Origin of the sequence: Pseudomonas sp. B21-015, assembly GCF_024749285.1 — a bacterium.
Classification (GTDB): domain Bacteria; phylum Pseudomonadota; class Gammaproteobacteria; order Pseudomonadales; family Pseudomonadaceae; genus Aquipseudomonas.
Window position 1 is genome coordinate 5116762 of the sequence record NZ_CP087196.1, and the last position, 18623, is coordinate 5135384.

14 protein-coding genes and 1 pseudogene are annotated in these 18623 nt (G+C 59.5%); 12 read left to right on the forward strand and 3 right to left on the reverse strand.

The window, feature by feature from the left end; genetic code table 11:
* Positions 1–219: 219 nt before the first annotated feature.
* Positions 220–3066 (forward strand): RNA polymerase-associated protein RapA, encoded by a 2847-nt coding sequence (rapA, locus tag LOY38_RS23375; protein ID WP_258697245.1) that lies wholly within the window; start codon positions 220–222, stop codon positions 3064–3066.
* A gap of 94 nt (positions 3067–3160) precedes the next feature.
* Here the strand turns inward: rapA and LOY38_RS23380 are convergent, their stop codons facing one another.
* Entirely contained in the window at positions 3161–4510 is a 1350-nt protein-coding gene (locus LOY38_RS23380; protein WP_258697246.1) for an MFS transporter, read from the reverse strand.
* Positions 4511–4803: 293 nt separating this feature from the next.
* On the opposite strand from LOY38_RS23380, the gene LOY38_RS23385 reads away from it, so the two are divergent.
* A complete protein-coding gene (locus tag LOY38_RS23385) occupies positions 4804–7086 on the forward strand; it encodes a bifunctional diguanylate cyclase/phosphodiesterase (protein WP_258700783.1) in 2283 nt (760 codons plus the stop codon).
* Here the strand turns inward: LOY38_RS23385 and LOY38_RS23390 are convergent.
* Positions 6977–7480 (reverse strand): annotated as a pseudogene (locus LOY38_RS23390) (NAD(P)-dependent oxidoreductase); the annotation flags it as partial. The gene LOY38_RS23385 and the pseudogene LOY38_RS23390 sit on opposite strands and share 110 nt — an antisense overlap.
* A 224-nt stretch (positions 7481–7704) precedes the next feature.
* Here LOY38_RS23390 and LOY38_RS23395 point away from each other — a divergent pair.
* A complete protein-coding gene (locus LOY38_RS23395; protein WP_258697247.1) occupies positions 7705–9900 on the forward strand; it encodes a hypothetical protein in 2196 nt (731 codons plus the stop codon).
* Between the two features lie 297 nt (positions 9901–10197).
* Here the strand turns inward: LOY38_RS23395 and LOY38_RS23400 are convergent, their stop codons facing one another.
* On the reverse strand, positions 10198–10503 hold the full coding sequence (locus LOY38_RS23400; protein WP_033059033.1) for a DUF2288 domain-containing protein: 306 nt from the start codon (positions 10501–10503) through the stop codon (positions 10198–10200).
* 349 nt (positions 10504–10852) lie between these two features.
* On the opposite strand from LOY38_RS23400, the gene LOY38_RS23405 reads away from it, so the two are divergent.
* The 9 genes from LOY38_RS23405 (at position 10853) to LOY38_RS23445 (ending at position 18580) form a co-directional block, all read left to right on the forward strand.
* Positions 10853–11980, forward strand: a complete 1128-nt coding sequence (locus LOY38_RS23405) for a branched-chain amino acid ABC transporter substrate-binding protein (protein WP_258697248.1) — start codon at positions 10853–10855, stop codon at positions 11978–11980.
* A gap of 233 nt (positions 11981–12213) precedes the next feature.
* Positions 12214–13137, forward strand: coding sequence for a high-affinity branched-chain amino acid ABC transporter permease LivH (livH, locus tag LOY38_RS23410; RefSeq protein ID WP_237883833.1), 924 nt, complete (start codon positions 12214–12216; stop codon positions 13135–13137).
* Entirely contained in the window at positions 13134–14390 is a 1257-nt protein-coding gene (locus tag LOY38_RS23415) for a high-affinity branched-chain amino acid ABC transporter permease LivM (protein ID WP_258697249.1), read from the forward strand. The genes livH and LOY38_RS23415 overlap by 4 nt, the downstream gene beginning before the upstream one ends.
* Positions 14387–15154, forward strand: coding sequence for a high-affinity branched-chain amino acid ABC transporter ATP-binding protein LivG (gene livG / locus LOY38_RS23420; RefSeq protein WP_258697250.1), 768 nt, complete (start codon positions 14387–14389; stop codon positions 15152–15154). The genes LOY38_RS23415 and livG overlap by 4 nt, the downstream gene beginning before the upstream one ends.
* Positions 15155–15856 carry an ABC transporter ATP-binding protein gene (locus tag LOY38_RS23425; protein ID WP_007906649.1) on the forward strand — a complete coding sequence of 234 codons (702 nt, stop codon included), beginning with the start codon at positions 15155–15157 and terminating at the stop codon, positions 15854–15856.
* Positions 15857–16157: 301 nt separating this feature from the next.
* Positions 16158–16463, forward strand: coding sequence for a DUF2282 domain-containing protein (locus LOY38_RS23430; protein WP_019580935.1), 306 nt, complete (start codon positions 16158–16160; stop codon positions 16461–16463).
* 25 nt (positions 16464–16488) lie between these two features.
* Complete coding sequence (locus LOY38_RS23435; protein ID WP_258697251.1) at positions 16489–17343, forward strand: DUF692 domain-containing protein; 855 nt, start codon at positions 16489–16491, stop codon at positions 17341–17343.
* Positions 17340–18098 (forward strand): DUF2063 domain-containing protein, encoded by a 759-nt coding sequence (locus LOY38_RS23440; protein WP_258697252.1) that lies wholly within the window; start codon positions 17340–17342, stop codon positions 18096–18098. The genes LOY38_RS23435 and LOY38_RS23440 overlap by 4 nt, the downstream gene beginning before the upstream one ends.
* Positions 18095–18580 carry a DoxX family protein gene (locus LOY38_RS23445; RefSeq protein WP_258697253.1) on the forward strand — a complete coding sequence of 162 codons (486 nt, stop codon included), beginning with the start codon at positions 18095–18097 and terminating at the stop codon, positions 18578–18580. Before LOY38_RS23440 ends, LOY38_RS23445 begins: the two co-directional genes overlap by 4 nt.
* Positions 18581–18623: the final 43 nt, after the last annotated feature.

Below are 18623 nucleotides of genomic sequence, written 5' to 3' on the forward strand. Positions count from 1 at the left end.
TCCTGTCAGCAGGCTGTCGGCTGCGGGGATGGCGACTTGAGCCATCGGTCGCAAACTTGTGATCCGTCTGGCACCGTAGGAGCTGGCCCAGTCTGCGATCTTTTGATCTTCATCTCCCGAAAAGTTCGCATCCTCCATCGGCGAGCGCATGTAATCCTTTGGTCCTGAAGGCTCATTCCGTTAAGATAGCCCGCTTTTTCAAGGTGGGAGTCAGGCAGCATGGCGCAGCAGTATCAACCGGGGCAACGCTGGATCAGTGACAGCGAAGCCGAGCTGGGTTTAGGCACCGTTCTGGCACAGGACGGCCGCTTGTTGACCGTGCTCTACCCGGCCACTGGCGACACTCGCCAGTACGCGCTACGGAATGCGCCCCTCACCCGCGTGCGGTTTTCGCCGGGTGACTCGATCACTCACTTCGAAGGCTGGAAACTGACCGTACAAGAAGTCGACGACGTCGACGGCCTGCTGGTCTACCACGGCCTCAACGCGCAAAACGAAGTGGTTACCCTGCCGGAAACCCAGCTGTCGAACTTCATTCAGTTCCGCCTGGCGAGCGACCGTCTGTTCGCCGGCCAGATCGACCCGCTGGCCTGGTTCTCCCTGCGTTATCACACCCTCGAACACACCAGCCGCCAGTTGCAGTCCTCCCTTTGGGGCCTGGGCGGCGTGCGGGCGCAACCCATCGCGCACCAGTTGCACATCGCCCGTGAAGTCGCCGACCGTATCGCGCCGCGGGTTCTGCTGGCCGACGAAGTGGGCCTGGGCAAGACCATCGAAGCCGGTCTGGTGATCCATCGCCAACTGCTCTCGGGCCGCGCCAACCGCGTACTGATCCTGGTGCCGGAAAACCTCCAGCACCAGTGGCTGGTGGAAATGCGCCGCCGCTTCAACCTGCAAGTCGCCCTGTTCGACGAAGAACGCTTCATCGAAAGCGATGCCGCCAACCCGTTCGAAGACACCCAGCTTGCGCTGGTTGCACTTGAGTGGCTGGTGGAAGACGAAAAGGCCCAGGACGCGTTGTTCGCAGCGGGTTGGGACCTGATGGTGGTCGACGAAGCTCACCACCTGGTGTGGCACGAAGACCAGGTCAGCCCTGAATACTCCCTGGTGGAGCAACTGGCCGAAGTCATTCCCGGCGTCTTGCTGCTGACCGCTACCCCGGAACAACTGGGTCAGGACAGCCACTTCGCCCGTCTGCGCCTGCTCGACCCGAACCGTTTCCATGACCTGCACGCCTTCCGCGCCGAGAGCGAAAACTATCGCCCGGTGGCCGAAGCCGTTCAGGAGCTGCTGGACAAAGGGCGTCTGTCGCCTGAAGCGCACAAGACCATCCACGGTTTCCTCGGCAACGAAGGCGAAGCCCTGCTGACCGCCGTCAATGATGGCGACACCGAAGCCAGCGCTCGTCTGGTCCGCGAACTGCTGGACCGCCACGGCACCGGCCGCGTGCTGTTCCGTAACACCCGCGCCGCCGTGCAGGGTTTCCCGGAGCGCAAACTGCATCCGTACCCGTTGCCGTGCCCGGCCGAATACCTCGAACTGCCACTGGGCGATCACGCCGAGCTGTACCCGGAAGTCAGCTTCCAGGCCCAGCCGGACGCCAACGAAGAAGAGCGCTGGTGGAAGTTCGACCCGCGCGTCGAGTGGCTGATCGATCAGCTGAAAATGCTCAAACGCACCAAAGTGCTGGTGATCTGCGCCCACGCCGAAACCGCCATGGACCTGGAAGACGCCTTGCGCGTACGTTCCGGTATTCCGGCCACGGTCTTCCACGAAGGCATGAACATCCTCGAGCGTGACCGCGCCGCCGCCTACTTCGCCGACGAAGAATTCGGCGCTCAGGTGCTGATCTGCTCGGAAATCGGCAGTGAAGGTCGCAACTTCCAGTTCTCGCACCATCTGGTACTGTTCGACCTGCCGTCGCACCCGGACCTGCTGGAGCAGCGTATCGGTCGTCTCGACCGGATCGGCCAGAAGCACGTCATCGAACTGCACGTGCCGTACCTGGAGACCAGCCCGCAAGAACGGCTGTTCCAGTGGTACCACGAAGCGCTGAACGCGTTCCTCAACACCTGCCCGACCGGTAACGCCTTGCAGCATCAGTTCGGCCCACGCCTGCTGCCGCTGCTGGAAAACGCCGACGATGGCGAGTGGCAAGCGCTGATCGACGAAGCCCGCGCCGAGCGTGAGCGTCTCGAAGCCGAACTGCACACCGGTCGCGACCGCTTGCTGGAACTCAACTCCGGCGGCGCGGGCGAAGGCGATGCGCTGGTCGAGGCGATCCTCGAGCAGGACGATCAGTTCGCCCTGCCGATCTACATGGAAACCCTGTTCGACGCCTTCGGCATCGACAGCGAAGACCATTCGGAAAACGCGCTGATCCTCAAGCCAAGCGAAAAAATGCTCGACGCCAGCTTCCCGCTGGGCGACGACGAAGGCGTGACCATCACCTACGACCGCAACCAGGCGTTGTCTCGCGAAGACATGCAGTTCATCACCTGGGAGCACCCGATGGTCCAGGGCGGCATGGACCTGGTCTTGTCCGGTTCGATGGGCAACACCGCCGTGGCGCTGATCAAGAACAAGGCGCTGAAACCGGGCACCGTGTTGCTGGAACTGCTCTACGTCAGCGAAGTGGTTGCCCCGCGTTCGCTGCAACTGGGCCGTTACCTGCCGCCAGCCGCCCTGCGCTGCCTGCTCGACGCCAACGGCAATGACCTGTCGGCCCGGGTGTCGTTCGAAACCCTGAACGATCAACTGGAAAGCGTGCCCCGCGCCAGTGCCAACAAGTTCATCCAGGCCCAGCGCGACCAGCTGACGCCACGGATCAACGCCGGCGAAGAGAAGATCACCCCGCGTCACGCCGAGCGCGTGGCCGAGGCGCAACGTCGCCTGGCGGCGGATACCGACGAAGAACTGGCACGCCTGACCGCCTTGCAAGCGGTCAACCCGACCGTACGTGACAGCGAACTGGTTGCGCTGCGCAAGCAACGTGAGCAAGGCCTGGCCATGCTCGACAAGGCGGCGCTGCGACTGGAAGCGATTCGGGTGCTGGTGGCGGGTTAATCCGCTCTGCTCCACCGCTAAAAAGAAGGCCCGCAGCGATGCGGGCCTTTTTTTGTCTGCTGATCGTTCCCACGCTCTGCGTGGGAACGATCATTTACGCGGTGACCGCCGGAGTCTGCGGCTCAGCCACCGCCACCAACCCTTCCTTCATCCGTTTGGCATCCCTCACAAAACACCGCGATGCCAAAAACAGAAACACCATCGTAAAGAACAATGCCACCGGAATCAGATACATCGCATCATGCAAACCAACAGCCTTGAAGGCTTCAGTCATCTGCTCAGCGCCGGCCGAGAGCATGGCCAAGTGCGCAAAATGATCAGACAATCCGCCCACCACCACCGGCCCCAAGCCACCGCCCAGCAAGTACAACCCGGCAAAGAACAACGCCATCGCCGTGGCCCGCAGGCGCGGTTCGACCACGTCCTGAATCGCCGTGTACACACAGGTGTAGAAGTTGTAGGCGAACAACCAACCCAGGCTGAACACCGCGACAAACACCCCGATCTCGATCCGTCCGGCGTGCAGCGCCCAGGCCGTGCACAAGGTTGAAATGACCAGGCTGAACGCCGCGAACAACAGTCGCCCATTGGCCACCCGCTGATGAATCTTGTCGGCAATCCAGCCGCCGAGTGTAAGGCCGAACAACCCGGTCACCCCGACGATCACCCCGGTCGCCACCGCCGCTTCCTGCAACGGCATCAGGAAATAGCGCTGCAGCATCGGCACCAGGAACGAGTTGCAGGCATAGGTGGCGAAGTTGAAGCACAGCCCCGCCATCACCAGCCACAGGAAAGTCGGCACCGCCAGCACCCGACGGATCGGCCGGTCCACGCGCTCCTGAGACACTTGCACGCTTTCTGCCGCGCCACGTTTCGGCTCTTTGATGAAGAACATGAAGACTGCCAGGATCAGCCCCGGCACCGCCGCGATGAAGAACGGCGCACGCCAGCTGTCGAACGCCTTGACCATCGCGCCAATGGTGAAGAATGCCAACAACAGGCCCAGCGGCAAACCGAGCATGAAAATACCCATGGCCCGCGCCCGACGGTGAGCCGGGAACAAATCGCCGATCAGCGAGTTGGCGGCCGGCGCGTAACTGGCCTCACCAATGCCGATGCCCATGCGCACGATCAGGAAACTCCAGAAACTGCCCACCAACCCATTGACCGCTGTCAGCCCGCTCCACGCCGCCAGGCCCCAGCCCATCAGTTTGCTGCGCGAACCGGTATCGGCCAATCGCCCCAGAGGCAGGCCGGCAATGGCGTAAACGATGGTGAATGCAGTCCCGATGATCCCCAGTTGAAAGTCGCTGAGGTGCCACTCCATGCGGATCGGCTCGATGATGATGGCCGGGATCGTGCGGTCGAAGAAGTTGAACAGGTTGGCCAGGAACAACAGGAACAGAATGCGCCAGGCATTCGCCGCTTGGGTCGAGTTCTGCATGGGTCCGTCTCTTTTATTGTTATTGGGGCTTCATTGCCAACGCATTCGAGCCCGGAACCGTCAATCTAGTCAGGCCCGCCAGCGCTGTCTGTCATTATTCGTAAGGCTGATATCCATCCATGGCAGCCAGCGCGGTCCATGCAACAATTTATTTCCAATAGCTCTAAAAGCCATTCCAAAAGCATTGGCACTAATGTGCCACCACCCCTTGCGCTCCATGCATGGCCTCTATACTGCAAGCATTCGCCCGCGTGCACGACGCAGGCCAGGATGAATCAGAGACGGGGCATGCTATGGAGTGGCTGGGTTTGCATTTCATGACCGGGCTGCCAGAGAGCGGGCAGGTCATACTCGATTGCACCCATAACCCTTTTCTGGTGTTGCTGGCCTATCTGGTCGCCTGCACGGCCGGCTTTGCCACGCTGGATATGACCGAACGGGTCGGGCATGTGGAAAAATCAGCCTCCCAGCGACTCTGGCGCTGGGTCGGCGCCGGGTGTCTGGCCGGCGGCATCTGGGCCATGCATTTCATCAGCATGCTGGCGTTCCAGGCGCCGATCGAAATCCATTACCACCTGCCCACCACCCTGCTCTCGCTGTTGTTCGCCCTGACCGCCTCGTGGCTGGCCATGCACACCCTCAGTCATCCTCAGCCGAGTTTCCGACGATACCTGCAAGCCGCGGTGTGGATCGGCCTGGGCATCGCGACCATGCACTACGTTGGCATGGCCGCCCTGCGATCGAATGCGCGGGTCTATTACCACCCCTTCTTGTTCGCACTTTCCATTGTGATCGCCATCGGTGCCAGCCTGGCCGCTCTGTTGATTTCCAGTCACCTGCGCGATGGCGCCGGTGTGCTACATCAACTGCTCAAATACACCGCCAGCCTGGTGCTCGGAGCCGGCATCGTCAGCATGCATTTCACCGGCATGGCGGCACTCAGCCTGGTGCTGCCCGCTGGCAGCCTTCAACCACTGCCCGAGGACGACAATCACCTGCAACTGGGATTGACAGTGGCGGTGATCACACTGCTGATTATCGGCAGCAGCATCAGTGCCGCGCTGGCGGACAAGAAGCTGCAACACAAGGAGTCCGACCTGCAGCGGGTCAACGCCCTGCTCAGCCAACTGGATCAGGCACGCATGTCGCTGCAACAGGTGGCGCACTACGACCCCTTGACCAACCTGATCAACCGCCGGGGCTTCAATCAGATCTTTGCCGAGAAGCTCATCGAGAAAACCAACGAAGGCGGCATGCTGGCGATGATGTTCCTCGATATCGACCACTTCAAGCGGATCAATGACAGCCTCGGCCATGACGCCGGCGACGAACTGCTCAAAGTCCTGGCCAGCCATATCAAGGCCTCGATACGCAGCCATGAAGACGTGGTGGCGCGCTTCGGAGGCGACGAATTCTGCATCCTCTTCAGCCTGTACGACCGCGAAGAAGCACGGCAAATGGCCCAGCGCATCATGCTGAAAATGAAGGAACCCATCGAGTTGTCCGGACGGCGCATGGTCATGACTACCAGTATCGGCATCAGCCTGTTTCCGGAAGATGGCAAGACTTGCGAGGAATTGCTGAAGAACGCCGATCTGGCGCTATACCAGTCCAAGGACTGCGGTCGTAACGCGCTGCATTTTTTCAGTTCAAACCTGAAAACCCGTGCCACCCTGGAGTTGCAACTCGAAGAAGAACTGCGTTATGCCCTGCGCGAAAACATCGGGTTGATGCTGTATTACCAACCCATCTATGACCTCAAAAACGGCCAGGTCACCAAACTTGAAGCGTTGATTCGCTGGCAACACCCGGTTCACGGATTACTGACGCCGGATCGGTTCATCGCCATCGCCGAGGCCAACGGCCTGATCGCCGAACTGGACAACTGGGTGCTGCGCAAGGCCTGCGAAGACTTGGGTGAGCTGTCCCGCCACGATTGCGAAGGCCTCAAAATCGCGGTGAATTGCTCGCCCCTGAACCTGGCGCGAGAAGAGTTGGCCGAGGAAATCGAACACGCCCTGCGCATCTGCGGGGTAGCACCACAGCGGCTGGAACTGGAAGTGACCGAGAACGCGCTGATGGGCAATATCACCAACACCCTGGTGTTGCTGCGGCAGATTCGCGCCCTCGGGGTTTCGTTGTCGATCGATGACTTCGGCACCGGCTACTCATCCCTGGCCTACCTCAGGCGCCTGCCATTGAACACGCTGAAGATCGACCGCTCGTTCATTCAGGACATCCCCAAGGCCACCCAGGACATGGAAATCGTCATGGCCATTATCGTCATGGCCCACACCCTGCATTTGCAGGTCGTCACCGAAGGCGTCGAAACTTTCGAGCAATACGATTTTCTCGAACGCCACGGCTGCGACTTCGTTCAGGGCTACCTGCTCAGCCGTCCGGTGCCGCTGGCTGAATTGCGTCCGGTGCTGGCCGAAATCAACCAGCGCAAACACACGCACACCGTCAATCCGTTGAGTCTGGCTCGCGGTACAACTGCACTAGCGTCGACGGATCCTTCTCCAGAAACCCCTGCCCCCCATGGAGGCGCATCAGTTGTGCGGCCAATCCGCTGATCGGCGTGGCCGAACCCTGTTCGCGGGAAAACTTCACGGCGGTGTCGAGGTCCTTGAGCAGCGTGCGTACGTGCCATTTCATCGGTTCGAAGCGGCTCTCGGCCATTTGCGGCGCAAGAATCTGCAACGGTTTTGAATCGGCGAAACCACCGACCAACGCCTCGGCGATCAGGCGGGCATCGACCCCGGAACGCTCGGCCAGGGCCACCACTTCGGCAATGACCAGGGCATTGCAGGCGACAATCATCTGATTGCAGGCCTTGGTCACCTGCCCCGCGCCGACGGCCCCCATGTGGGTCACCCGCTGGCCAAGGGTCAACAACACCGGCCGCACCCGCGCAAGGTCTGCCGCCTCGGCGCCGACCACCCCGCCGGACACCGGTGCATCGAGCCAACCCCAGCGAAGGTAACGCTGCCATCATTTAGCCTCCCTTTGATTAAAGATCATCGAATATTGGCCGACTCATCATGATTAAGGAAAGGATTCCCCCGAGCGATGCTCAGGCCAAGGCCCTGACGCTTGGGCCACATTCGCGCAGCAAAAAGACGCGAGATCCCATTCCGTGATGACTCGATGACACTTGTCGCCGAGCCGACCAGTCCAGGTATATGGCGCAAATGACTTCCAAAAATAATCCGGCCACCGCGGTATCCGATCTGACCCTGAGCCCCGCGGCGAACAGCCCCTCATCGTCGAAGCCATTGACCCCGTCGCGTCCACTGGCGACTCAGCAATACCTGTACTTCACCGAAACCAATACCGACCGCATCCTCGACAACCTCGACGGCCTGCGCGATCTGGTGTTCCCGCGCCCGCCCCATCTGGAAGGTGACAACGAACAGCACAACGACCAGGAATTCCCGTCGGTGTGCCTGATCGGCCTGGGCCGCTGTGGTTCGAACATCGCGCTGGACGTGGCGGAGCTGGTGTACAACGCCCGCAAGTTCTACCTCAACGAATTCAACAGCGAAGACCGTCTGTCGCCGGACAAACGCTACGCCGAAAAGGGCTACAGCCCGGCGCAGTGGATTCGCAATAACCTGCGCCTGGGGTCGAACAAGGCCAGCAAACCGGTGTTCCTGGTCGAACCGCTGGTGATGCTCGGCGACCTGGACAAGGACATCGCCGGGCGCATCCGCTTCTCGCGCAAGGGAGAAAAAAGCGGCTTTCTGCGTGACTACAGCAAAATGAAAATCATGGACTTGTCGGAAGTCCACGCCGGTGGCGCCGGTAACGCGCCGATCCTCGGCCAGTACCTGGCCAAGATCATCCTGAACAAGGACACCCAGCGGTTCTCCAGCCCTGACTGGAAAATGATTCACTCGTACCTGATCGACAGCTGCGGGATCAAGGCCAACCAGTCGCGCCTGTATTTCTCGATCTTCAGCGCCGGTGGCGGTACCGGTTCGGGCATGGCCTCGGAATTCGGCCTGGCCCAGCAACACTCGTACATGAACAAAACGTTCGACACCAAGCCGATGGACGAGCACGACGGCAAGAGCGGTCATTCCTTCGTCTTCGAGCCGATCTTCACCAGCGGCATTTGCGTACTGCCGAATATTTCCGATCACCGCAGTGAAATGTCCGAGGCGCTGCACATCAACGCCGGTCGCCTACTGTGCAAATACCTGTCGGAAGAATGGGACTTCTCCTACAACTTCGCCAACGAAGACAGCAGCGAAGCCAGCGTCATGGGGCGCATTCGCCCATGGAACGCGATGATGCTGATCTCCAACGACATCATGCGCTACGCCGAAGAAAGCGATGACGGCAACATCCAGAACATTGACGTCAATGCCATGGAAAAGCACGCCAACCAGTACATCTCACAGCAGATATTCAACATTCTGACAGCGCAGGCGGTGACCACCGACTACGACCAGAACTATTTCCGTCGCGCCGGCATCGACATCGGCGAAACCATTCGCCTGGACGCCAACGACCTGTTCATGAGCCTGGCCGGCCCGGTGGCGATTGCTTACGCCGAGTCCGTGGTGCCGGAAACCCCGCCGCCGAGCAGCGACAAGTTCAAGGTGTTCGAGAAAGAGCCGCAGCGCCTGAACATCGACGACCTGTTCTTCCGCTCCATCGACCTGCCGCACTTCAACAAGGTCACCCAGGCGATCGAAGGCATCAGCCTGTTGCCGATCGAGTCCAAGCGCTATCGCGCTTCGCTGGAGCAGTACAAGAATTCGGGCTACGACGCGGCCGCGTTGCACGACCTGCACTTCTTCAAGAATTGCTCGTCGGTGGTATCGATTGTTTCGTTGCCTAAAGACTACAAGCTGTCCTACATGGACCTGAACCGGTTGAAGACTCACCTCAACAGCCTGTTCCCCAACACCACGCTCAAGCGTTACGCGCTGGTGATCGGCGCCTCGGCCAACCTGTCGCTGACCACCCTGATCGCCAAGAGCCCGTGCCTGTCGGACGACTTCCTGACCCTGATCGTGGCCTTCATCAAGCGTTGCTTTGCGAAAAATCCGTACCGCTTCGACGAGACTCTGGACAACTCGATCCTGGACTTCATCATCAATGAAGACTTCGACGAAGACCGGATCGACGAACTACTCAACGAATTCGAAAACCCGGCGAAGATCCTCGATACCAACTGGTACGCGATCAAACCGATGTACGAGAAGAAGTACCGCGAGCTGATCAACGACAAGGACAAGTTCGTCTCGATCAACGACATCCGCCTGTCGCGGGATTGCGTGAAAAAGGCGATCAAGTACCTGCGCGAGATCTATCGTCACCGGATTGGCAAGACCAAGGTTATTTCGCTTAATAACCACACCGGCAAGACCGCTTAAACCGCGGTGCACCCAATCGCGGGCAAGCCCGCTCCCACAAGGACCGCGTTCTCTTTTGAAAAAACGCAGTACCTGTGGGAGCGGGCTTGCCCGCGATGGCGGCATAAGAATCACCACAAACCCCAACATCCAGAAACAATTAAGCAGCCAATCGGCTGCTCAATAAACTGTTCCCGTTACGTTTACGTCACCCTCGCCAAGACCCTTCTGTGGCCTTTCTCTACGGCAACATGCCATCACGCTACTCGCCTACACACTTTTAACCGGCAACGCCGCGCACCAATCAAGTGCAAGCACTCAGCTCGTCGCTCTTTCCTGGATCAGAATCCACGGCGAAACAACAACGGCCCACAGTTCGGGATCGCGCTCGAAAAGATCCAGCGCCCGCGTTTCAGACAGCTTGGCGACCTTGTCGGCGGCCAGCCAGGCAGCCACTTTCTCGCCTTCATCGGTGGCTACCGCCTCTGCCGCAGCGATCAAATCCAGGCCTGGATCGACCCACAATAGGGCACCCTTGGCGAAGAATGGCTCCAACTCTTTCCAGGTAATAGATGCGGTCTCACCAAGCAGCTTGGCATAGAGGGTGCTAGGTTCTTGAGTCATGGGTTCCTGTCCGCAAAAGAAATCGACGTGAATGATAACGTCGCTAATGCGCCAGAAAAACCCGGATGCAATCGCGTCACCGAATGAGAAACGCAGGAAAGCCAGGGAATGCTGCTGAATCAAGTATTAGCCAGCTGACATCCGCCGCGATTCTGTCTTTTTCTTTCAATAAAGCGACACCCTCAGGTTTTGCCCCCTGGCGCCAGCTTCCCAGGCTAACAATCGGCGCTCTACACTGTACCGGTACAGTTGCCGGGGGCATTTTCCGGAGGATATCGACGATATCTGACCCGGTTCTGCTGCTACGGCGCCAGGACTATAAAAACTACAACAGCAAGAGTGGAGCACTATGACTAAGGCTACTAAGCAGATTTCAAAACTGTTTGCCGCTATGGTTCTGGCCGGGGTTGCCAGCCATTCGTTCGCCGCTGACACCATCAAGATCGGTATCGCCGGCCCTAAAACCGGCCCTGTAGCCCAATACGGCGACATGCAGTTCAGTGGCTCCAAAATGGCCATCGAACAAATCAACGCCAAGGGCGGTATCGACGGCAAGAAGCTCGTCGCGGTTGAATACGATGACGCCTGCGATCCAAAACAAGCGGTGGCTGTCGCGAACAAAGTCGTCAACGACGGCGTCAAGTTCGTAGTGGGTCACCTGTGCTCCAGCTCCACTCAACCGGCGTCCGACATCTACGAAGACGAAGGCGTGATCATGATCACCCCGGCTGCTACCAGCCCGGACATCACTTCCCGTGGTTACAAAATGGTGTTCCGTACCATCGGTCTGGACAGCGCCCAAGGCCCTGCCGCCGGTAACTACATCGCCGATCACGTCAAACCGAAAATCGTTGCCGTGCTGCACGACAAACAGCAATACGGTGAAGGCATCGCCAGCGCCGTGAAGAAAACCCTCGAAGGCAAAGGCGTCAAGGTTGCCGTGTTCGAAGGCATCAACGCCGGCGACAAAGACTTCTCCTCGATGATCGCCAAGCTCAAGCAAGCCAACGTCGACTTCGTCTACTACGGCGGCTACCACCCGGAACTGGGTCTGATCCTGCGTCAATCCCAGGAAAAAGGCCTGAAAGCCAAGTTCATGGGTCCGGAAGGCGTGGGTAACGACTCCATTTCGCAGATCGCCAAGGAATCTTCCGAAGGCCTGCTGGTGACCCTGCCGAAATCCTTCGACCAGGATCCGGCCAACATCGCCTTGGCTGACGCGTTCAAAGCCAAGAAAGAAGACCCGAGCGGTCCGTTCGTGTTCCCGGCCTACTCGGCTGTGCAAGTCATCGCCGATGGCATCAAGGCCGCCAAGAGCGAAGACACTGCCAAAGTGGCTGAAGCTATCCACAAAGGTACGTTCAAAACCCCGACCGGCGACCTGTCTTTCGACGAAAAGGGCGACCTGAAAGACTTCAAATTCGTGGTTTACCAGTGGCATTTCGGCAAACCTAAAACTGAAGTTTCGCCTCAGTAAGGCCTTGGCCTGACTGACTGCCAATAAAGCCCACGGCGTGCCGTGGGCTTTGTTTTACGAACGTATTGGGCCGCGCTGGCGTGATCCGCCAGCCTCCCCACCTGAAAATCTCAAAACCGTCATCAGCGGTTCGCTGGCAAACCTCGAATTCGAAGTGGATGCAGATCCACGGGGCTCGAGCGGGAAAATGACTCCACCAGTGAAATGCGTATCAGGTTTTTAGGAGCGCTGTAATGCCTGACATCTATCACTTCTTCCAACAGCTGGTTAACGGTTTGACCGTCGGCAGCACGTATGCCCTGATTGCCATCGGCTATACGATGGTTTACGGCATCATTGGAATGATCAACTTCGCCCACGGCGAGGTGTACATGATCGGCTCTTACGTGGCGTTCATCGCCATCGCCGGGCTGGCCATGCTGGGACTCGACAGTGTGCCGCTGTTGATGACCGCCGCTTTTCTCGCAACCATCGTTGTAACCAGTGCCTACGGCTATAGCATCGAACGGATCGCCTACCGCCCACTTCGCGGCAGCAACCGTCTGATCCCGCTGATTTCCGCCATCGGCATGTCGATTTTCCTGCAGAACACGGTTCTGCTGGCGCAAGACTCCAAGGACAAATCCATCTCCAACCTGATCCCTGGCAACTTTGCCATCGGGCCAGGTGGCGCACATGAAGTGCTGATTTCCTACATGCAAATCGTGGTGTTCGTGGTGACCCTGGTCGCCATGCTCGGCCTGACGCTGTTCATCTCCCGCTCTCGCCTGGGTCGCGCCTGCCGTGCCTGTGCCGAAGACATCAAGATGGCCAACCTCTTGGGCATCAACACCAACAACATCATCGCCCTGACCTTCGTCATCGGTGCGGCACTGGCGGCTATCGCAGCTGTGCTGTTGAGCATGCAATACGGCGTGATCAACCCGAACGCCGGTTTCCTGGTCGGCCTCAAGGCCTTCACCGCCGCGGTACTGGGCGGTATCGGCAGCATCCCCGGCGCGATGCTCGGCGGGCTGGTGCTTGGGGTGGCGGAAGCCTTTGGTGCCGATATCTTCGGCGACCAGTACAAGGACGTCGTGGCGTTCGGCCTATTGGTCCTGGTGTTGTTGTTCCGGCCAACCGGCCTGTTGGGCCGTCCGGAGGTTGAGAAAGTATGACTAGGAATCTTAAACAGGCGTTATTCAGCGCCTTGCTGGTGTGGGCCGTGGCCTACCCGGTACTCGGTCTGAAACTGACCATTGTCGGCATCAACCTCGAAGTCCATGGCACCAGCACTGCAACACTGATCACCATCGCCGTATGCTCGGTGCTGATGTTCTTGCGCGTGCTGTTCGACCAGCAGATCAGCTCGGCGTGGAAAGCCTCGCCCAACCTGCCGGTGATGCCGGCCAAGGCCAGTACCTTCCTGACCCTGCCGACCACCCAGCGCTGGATCATCATCGCGTTGATCATCGGTGCGCTGGTCTGGCCGTTCTTCGGCTCCCGCGGCGCGGTGGATATCGCCACGCTGGTGCTGATCTACGTGATGCTCGGCCTCGGCCTGAACATTGTGGTCGGCCTGGCCGGCCTGCTCGACCTCGGTTACGTCGGCTTCTACGCCGTGGGCGCCTACAGCTACGCGTTGCTGTCGCATTACTACGGCCTGAGCTTCTGGATCTGCTTGCCGATCGCCGGGATGATGGCCGCCACGTTTGGCTTCCTGCTCGGCTTCCCGGTGCTGCGTTTGCGCGGTGATTACCTGGCGATCGTGACCCTGGGTTTCGGTGAAATCATCCGTCTGTTCCTGCGCAACCTGACCGACCTCACCGGCGGCCCGAACGGCATCAGCAACATTCCCAAGCCAACGCTTTTCGGACTGACCTTCGATAGAACTGCCGCAGACGGACTGCAGACCTTCCACGAGTACTTCGGCCTGACCTACAACCCGGTAAACAAGGTGATCTTCCTTTACCTGATCGCGGTGTTGTTGTCGCTGTTCGCCCTGTTCGTCATCAACCGTCTGCTGCGCATGCCCCTGGGCCGTGCCTGGGAAGCGTTGCGTGAAGACGAAATCGCCTGCCGTGCATTGGGTCTCAATCCCACGGTCATCAAGCTGTCGGCCTTCACCCTCGGTGCTGCGTTCGCCGGTTTCGCCGGTAGCTTCTTCGCCGCGCGCCAAGGCCTGGTGACACCGGAGTCCTTCACCTTCATCGAATCGGCGACCATCCTCGCCATCGTGGTGCTGGGCGGCATGGGGTCGCAACTGGGCGTCGTACTCGCCGCCACGGTGATGATCCTGTTGCCGGAAATGATGCGTGAATTCAGTGAATACCGCATGTTGATGTTCGGCGCCTTGATGGTGCTGATGATGATCTGGCGTCCTCAAGGTCTGCTGCCGATGCAACGCCCTCACATGGAGCTGCGCAAATGAGCCGTGAGATCCTCAAAGTAGAAAATCTGAGCATGCGCTTCGGCGGCTTGCTCGCGGTCAACGGCGTAGCCCTGAGCGTGAAGGAAAAACAGGTCGTGGCACTGATCGGCCCCAACGGCGCCGGCAAAACCACCGTGTTCAACTGCCTGACCGGTTTCTACAAACCGAGCGGCGGCAGCATCCTGCTGGACGGCGAAGCGATCGAAGGCCTGCCCGGCCACAAGATCGCCCTCAAAGGCGTGGTGCGCACCTTCCAGAACGTGCGGCTGTTCAAGGACATGACCGCGGTCGAGAACCTCTTGATCGCCCAGCACCGTCACCTGAACACCAACTTCCTGGCCGGTCTGTTCAAGACGCCGGGCTTTCGCAAAAGCGAACGCGAGGCCATGGAATACGCCGAATACTGGCTGGAAAAGGTCAACCTCAAGGCGTTCGCCAACCGTCCGGCCGGCACCCTGGCCTACGGTCAGCAACGTCGCCTGGAAATCGCCCGCTGCATGATGACCCGCCCACGGATCATCATGCTCGACGAACCGGCCGCCGGCCTGAACCCGAAGGAAACCGAAGACCTCAAGGCGCTGATCGGCATGCTGCGTGAAGAGCACAACGTTACCGTGCTGCTGATCGAACACGACATGAAACTGGTCATGAGCATTTCCGACCACATCGTCGTGATCAACCAGGGCACACCGTTGGCCAACGGCACGCCGGAGCAGATTCGCGACAATCCTGAAGTGATCAAAGCCTACCTGGGGGAAGCGTAAATGCTGCAGTTCGAAAACGTTTCCACCTTCTACGGCAAGATCCAGGCGCTGCACAGCGTCAACGTCGAAGTCCGCCAGGGCGAGATCGTGACCCTGATCGGCGCCAACGGTGCCGGCAAATCGACCCTGCTGATGACCCTCTGCGGTTCGCCGCAAGCCCACAGCGGCAGCATCCGCTACATGGGCGAAGAGCTCGTCGGCCAGGACTCGTCGCATATCATGCGTAAAAGCATCGCCGTGGTCCCGGAAGGTCGTCGGGTGTTTGCCCGCCTGACCGTGGAAGAAAACCTCGCCATGGGCGGATTCTTCACCGACAAGGGCGACTATCAGGAACAGATGGACAAGGTCCTCGGACTTTTCCCACGCCTGAAAGAACGCTTCGCCCAACGCGGCGGCACCATGTCTGGCGGCGAACAGCAAATGCTCGCCATCGGCCGCGCGCTGATGAGCAAGCCCAAGCTGTTGCTGCTCGACGAGCCATCGCTGGGCTTGGCACCGATCATCATCCAGCAGATCTTCGACATCATCGAACAACTGCGCAAGGACGGTGTGACGGTGTTTTTGGTGGAACAAAACGCCAACCAGGCTCTGAAAATCGCTGACCGTGCCTACGTGCTGGAAAACGGCCGGGTGGTGATGACAGGGACGGGTGAAGCGCTGTTGACCGACCCGAAAGTGCGCGAAGCGTACCTCGGCGGCTAAGCCTTACCGATGAACAAAAAAACGGCCTTCGCGGCCGTTTTTTTATGCCTGCCACACCCCACGCACCAATGAAGATCCCCTGTGGGAGCGGGCTTGCTCGCGAAAGCGGCATCACATTCAACAGAGATGTTGGCTGACACATCGCCTTCGCGAGCAAGCCCGCTCCCACAGGGGATTTGTGGTGTTTTGAAGATTTCTGAAAAAATTCGCTGTCAGCTGTAACGCCACGCCCTGTCGTTTCTCTAGAGCGGTAAGCAAGCACAAACGCTTGCCAACCCAAGCTCAATTTCGGAGAAACATCATGACTGCTACCACCCGCACCCTGTCCGCCACCGCCCTGGTTCTGGCCCTCGGTTCTGCCCTGAGCATCGCCGCCGTGTCGACTGCCCATGCCGCTGACGCCAACATGGAAAAATGCTTCGGCGTGGCCATGAAAGGTCATAACGATTGCGCCGCAGGCGCTGGCACCACTTGCGCCGGCACCGCCAAAATGGATCACCAGGCCAATGCCTGGAAACTCGTCCCGAAAGGCACCTGCATGACCACCGAGAGCAAGACTTCGCCAACCGGTTTCGGCCAGATGGAAGCCTACAAAGCCAAGTCGTAATCAGCCCCCAGCCTGAGTGTCGACCATGAACAATTCATTCTCCGGGCTCCCGCCCCGCTCCGGGCTGGGGCTCAAGACCGAGCACTTTCGTGAAGTGCTCGGTGCACAACCGGACATCGGTTTCTTCGAAGTCCACGCCGAAAACTACATGGTGGCCGGCGGCCCGTTTCATCATTTTCTGGGGTTGATCCGCGAGCAGTATCCGCTGTCGCTGCACGGTGTTGGCCTGTCCATCGGTGCCGAAGGTCCGCTGGATGCTCGGCACCTGCAAAGGCTTGCCGCGCTGATCGAGCGCTATCAACCCCAGTCCTTTTCCGAACACCTGGCCTGGTCCAGCCATGGCCCGGTGTTTCTCAACGACCTGCTACCCCTGGCCTACGATGCGCCGACGCTGAACCGCGTCTGCGAGCACATCGATCAGGTGCAGAGCACCCTCAAACGTCCGATGCTGTTGGAGAACCCGGCGACGTATCTGGCGTTCCAGCGCTCGACCCTGGACGAGGCCGACTTCATCAGCGAAGTCGTTCGCCGCACCGGCTGTGGCCTGCTGCTGGACGTCAACAACGTCTACGTCTCCTGCATCAATCATCAAAGAAATCCCCTGGCCTACATCGACGCACTGCCGCTGCACGCAGTGAGTGAGATTCATCTGGCCGGGTTTGCCGAAGACACCGACAGCCTTGGCGACCGTCTGCTGATCGACGATCACGGTGCGCCCATCGATAACGCGGTATGGGCACTGTATCGGCGGGTGCTGGAACGAGTTGGCCCGATCGCCACGTTGATCGAGCGCGACAATCAGTTACCGGCCTTCAGCGTGCTGCATGCCGAAGCCCGTCAGGCTGATGCGTTGCTGCATTGCGCGGGGAGCCGATCATGAGCACTCAAGCCGCGTTTGCCGCCGCCCTGCTCGATCCGCAACGGCCCTGCCCCGACGGCTTGTTCAGTGCCAACGGCGCCGATCCCGCCAGCCGTTTCGCGGTGTATCGCAACAATGTGCAGAGCTCACTGATCAACGCATTGGCGGATAGCTACCCAGTGGTTTTGCAGTTAGTCGGTGATGATTTTTTCCGGGCGATGGCGGGGTTGTATGTGCAGAGTTGCCCACCTCAAAGCCCGCTCATCAACGACTACGGCAAGGACTTCGCCGAGTTCATCGACCGCTTTGAACCGGTAGCCAGCGTGCCTTATCTGGCCGACGTGGCGCGACTGGAGCGGTTGCGCGTTCAGGCCTATCACGCCGCCGACGCCCAACCCCTGAGCCATGAACAGATCACCGCCGCGTTGTCGGACCCGCAAGCGCTGAGCGAGCTGACGGTCGGCCTTCATCCCTCCCTGAATCTACTGACTTCAGCCTTCGCGGTGGTTGCGATCTGGGCGGCCCATCAACAGGACGCGACGCTGACCGGAATCGACCTCGACCACGGGCAAAACGCGCTGGTATTGCGCAATGGGCTGGAGGTTGAGGTGTTCGCCATCGACCACGGCGCCAGCACATTCATTCAGAACCTGCAAAACGGCCAATCCCTGACCCAAGCATTAGAGACAGCGCCCGCCTTCGACCTCAGCCAAACCCTGGCGCTGCTGATCAGCCACCACGTCATCACCCATTTACACCACAAGGTATCGCCATGAACAGTCGCCAGAACCCCATCGCCCGTGCCATCGCGCTGCTGGAAAAAATCCCCCACAGCCTGATCGCGTTTATCGCGCGCTTTTCCATTGCCGCGGTGTTCTGGAAGTCCGGGCAGACCAAAGTGGAAGGCCTGGCCATCGACTTGATCGACGGCACCTTTGAAGTCGGCGTACCACGGCTGGCGGGCTCGACTATTCCGTTGTTTCAGAGCGAATATCACCTGCCACTGCTCTCCCCGGAACTGGCGGCGCACCTGGCGGCCTTCGCCGAGCATTTCTTTCCGGTGCTGATTCTGATCGGCTTTGCCACACGTTTTTCGGCGCTGGCACTGCTGGGTATGACGCTGACTATTCAGCTGTTCGTGTACCCCGATGCCTATCCGACTCACGGTACTTGGGCGGCGGTGCTGCTGTACTTGATGGCGACCGGGCCGGGCAAGTTGTCGATTGATCATCTGATTGCCAAGCGTTACGCCCGCTAACGGCCAACCATTGACGGATAGGGATCCCCTGTAGGAGCTGCCG

Coding starts and splice junctions, on each gene's coding strand:
- LOY38_RS23430 (WP_019580935.1), top strand. CDS start 16,158: ATGACTGCTACCACCCGCACCCTGTCCGCCACCGCCCTGGTTCTGGCC.
- LOY38_RS23425 (WP_007906649.1), top strand. CDS start 15,155: ATGCTGCAGTTCGAAAACGTTTCCACCTTCTACGGCAAGATCCAGGCG.
- LOY38_RS23400 (WP_033059033.1), bottom strand. CDS start 10,503: ATGACTCAAGAACCTAGCACCCTCTATGCCAAGCTGCTTGGTGAGACC.
- rapA (WP_258697245.1), top strand. CDS start 220: ATGGCGCAGCAGTATCAACCGGGGCAACGCTGGATCAGTGACAGCGAA.
- LOY38_RS23405 (WP_258697248.1), top strand. CDS start 10,853: ATGACTAAGGCTACTAAGCAGATTTCAAAACTGTTTGCCGCTATGGTT.
- LOY38_RS23445 (WP_258697253.1), top strand. CDS start 18,095: ATGAACAGTCGCCAGAACCCCATCGCCCGTGCCATCGCGCTGCTGGAA.
- LOY38_RS23380 (WP_258697246.1), bottom strand. CDS start 4,510: ATGCAGAACTCGACCCAAGCGGCGAATGCCTGGCGCATTCTGTTCCTG.
- LOY38_RS23435 (WP_258697251.1), top strand. CDS start 16,489: ATGAACAATTCATTCTCCGGGCTCCCGCCCCGCTCCGGGCTGGGGCTC.
- livG (WP_258697250.1), top strand. CDS start 14,387: ATGAGCCGTGAGATCCTCAAAGTAGAAAATCTGAGCATGCGCTTCGGC.
- LOY38_RS23385 (WP_258700783.1), top strand. CDS start 4,804: ATGGAGTGGCTGGGTTTGCATTTCATGACCGGGCTGCCAGAGAGCGGG.
- livH (WP_237883833.1), top strand. CDS start 12,214: ATGCCTGACATCTATCACTTCTTCCAACAGCTGGTTAACGGTTTGACC.
- LOY38_RS23395 (WP_258697247.1), top strand. CDS start 7,705: ATGACTTCCAAAAATAATCCGGCCACCGCGGTATCCGATCTGACCCTG.
- LOY38_RS23440 (WP_258697252.1), top strand. CDS start 17,340: ATGAGCACTCAAGCCGCGTTTGCCGCCGCCCTGCTCGATCCGCAACGG.
- LOY38_RS23415 (WP_258697249.1), top strand. CDS start 13,134: ATGACTAGGAATCTTAAACAGGCGTTATTCAGCGCCTTGCTGGTGTGG.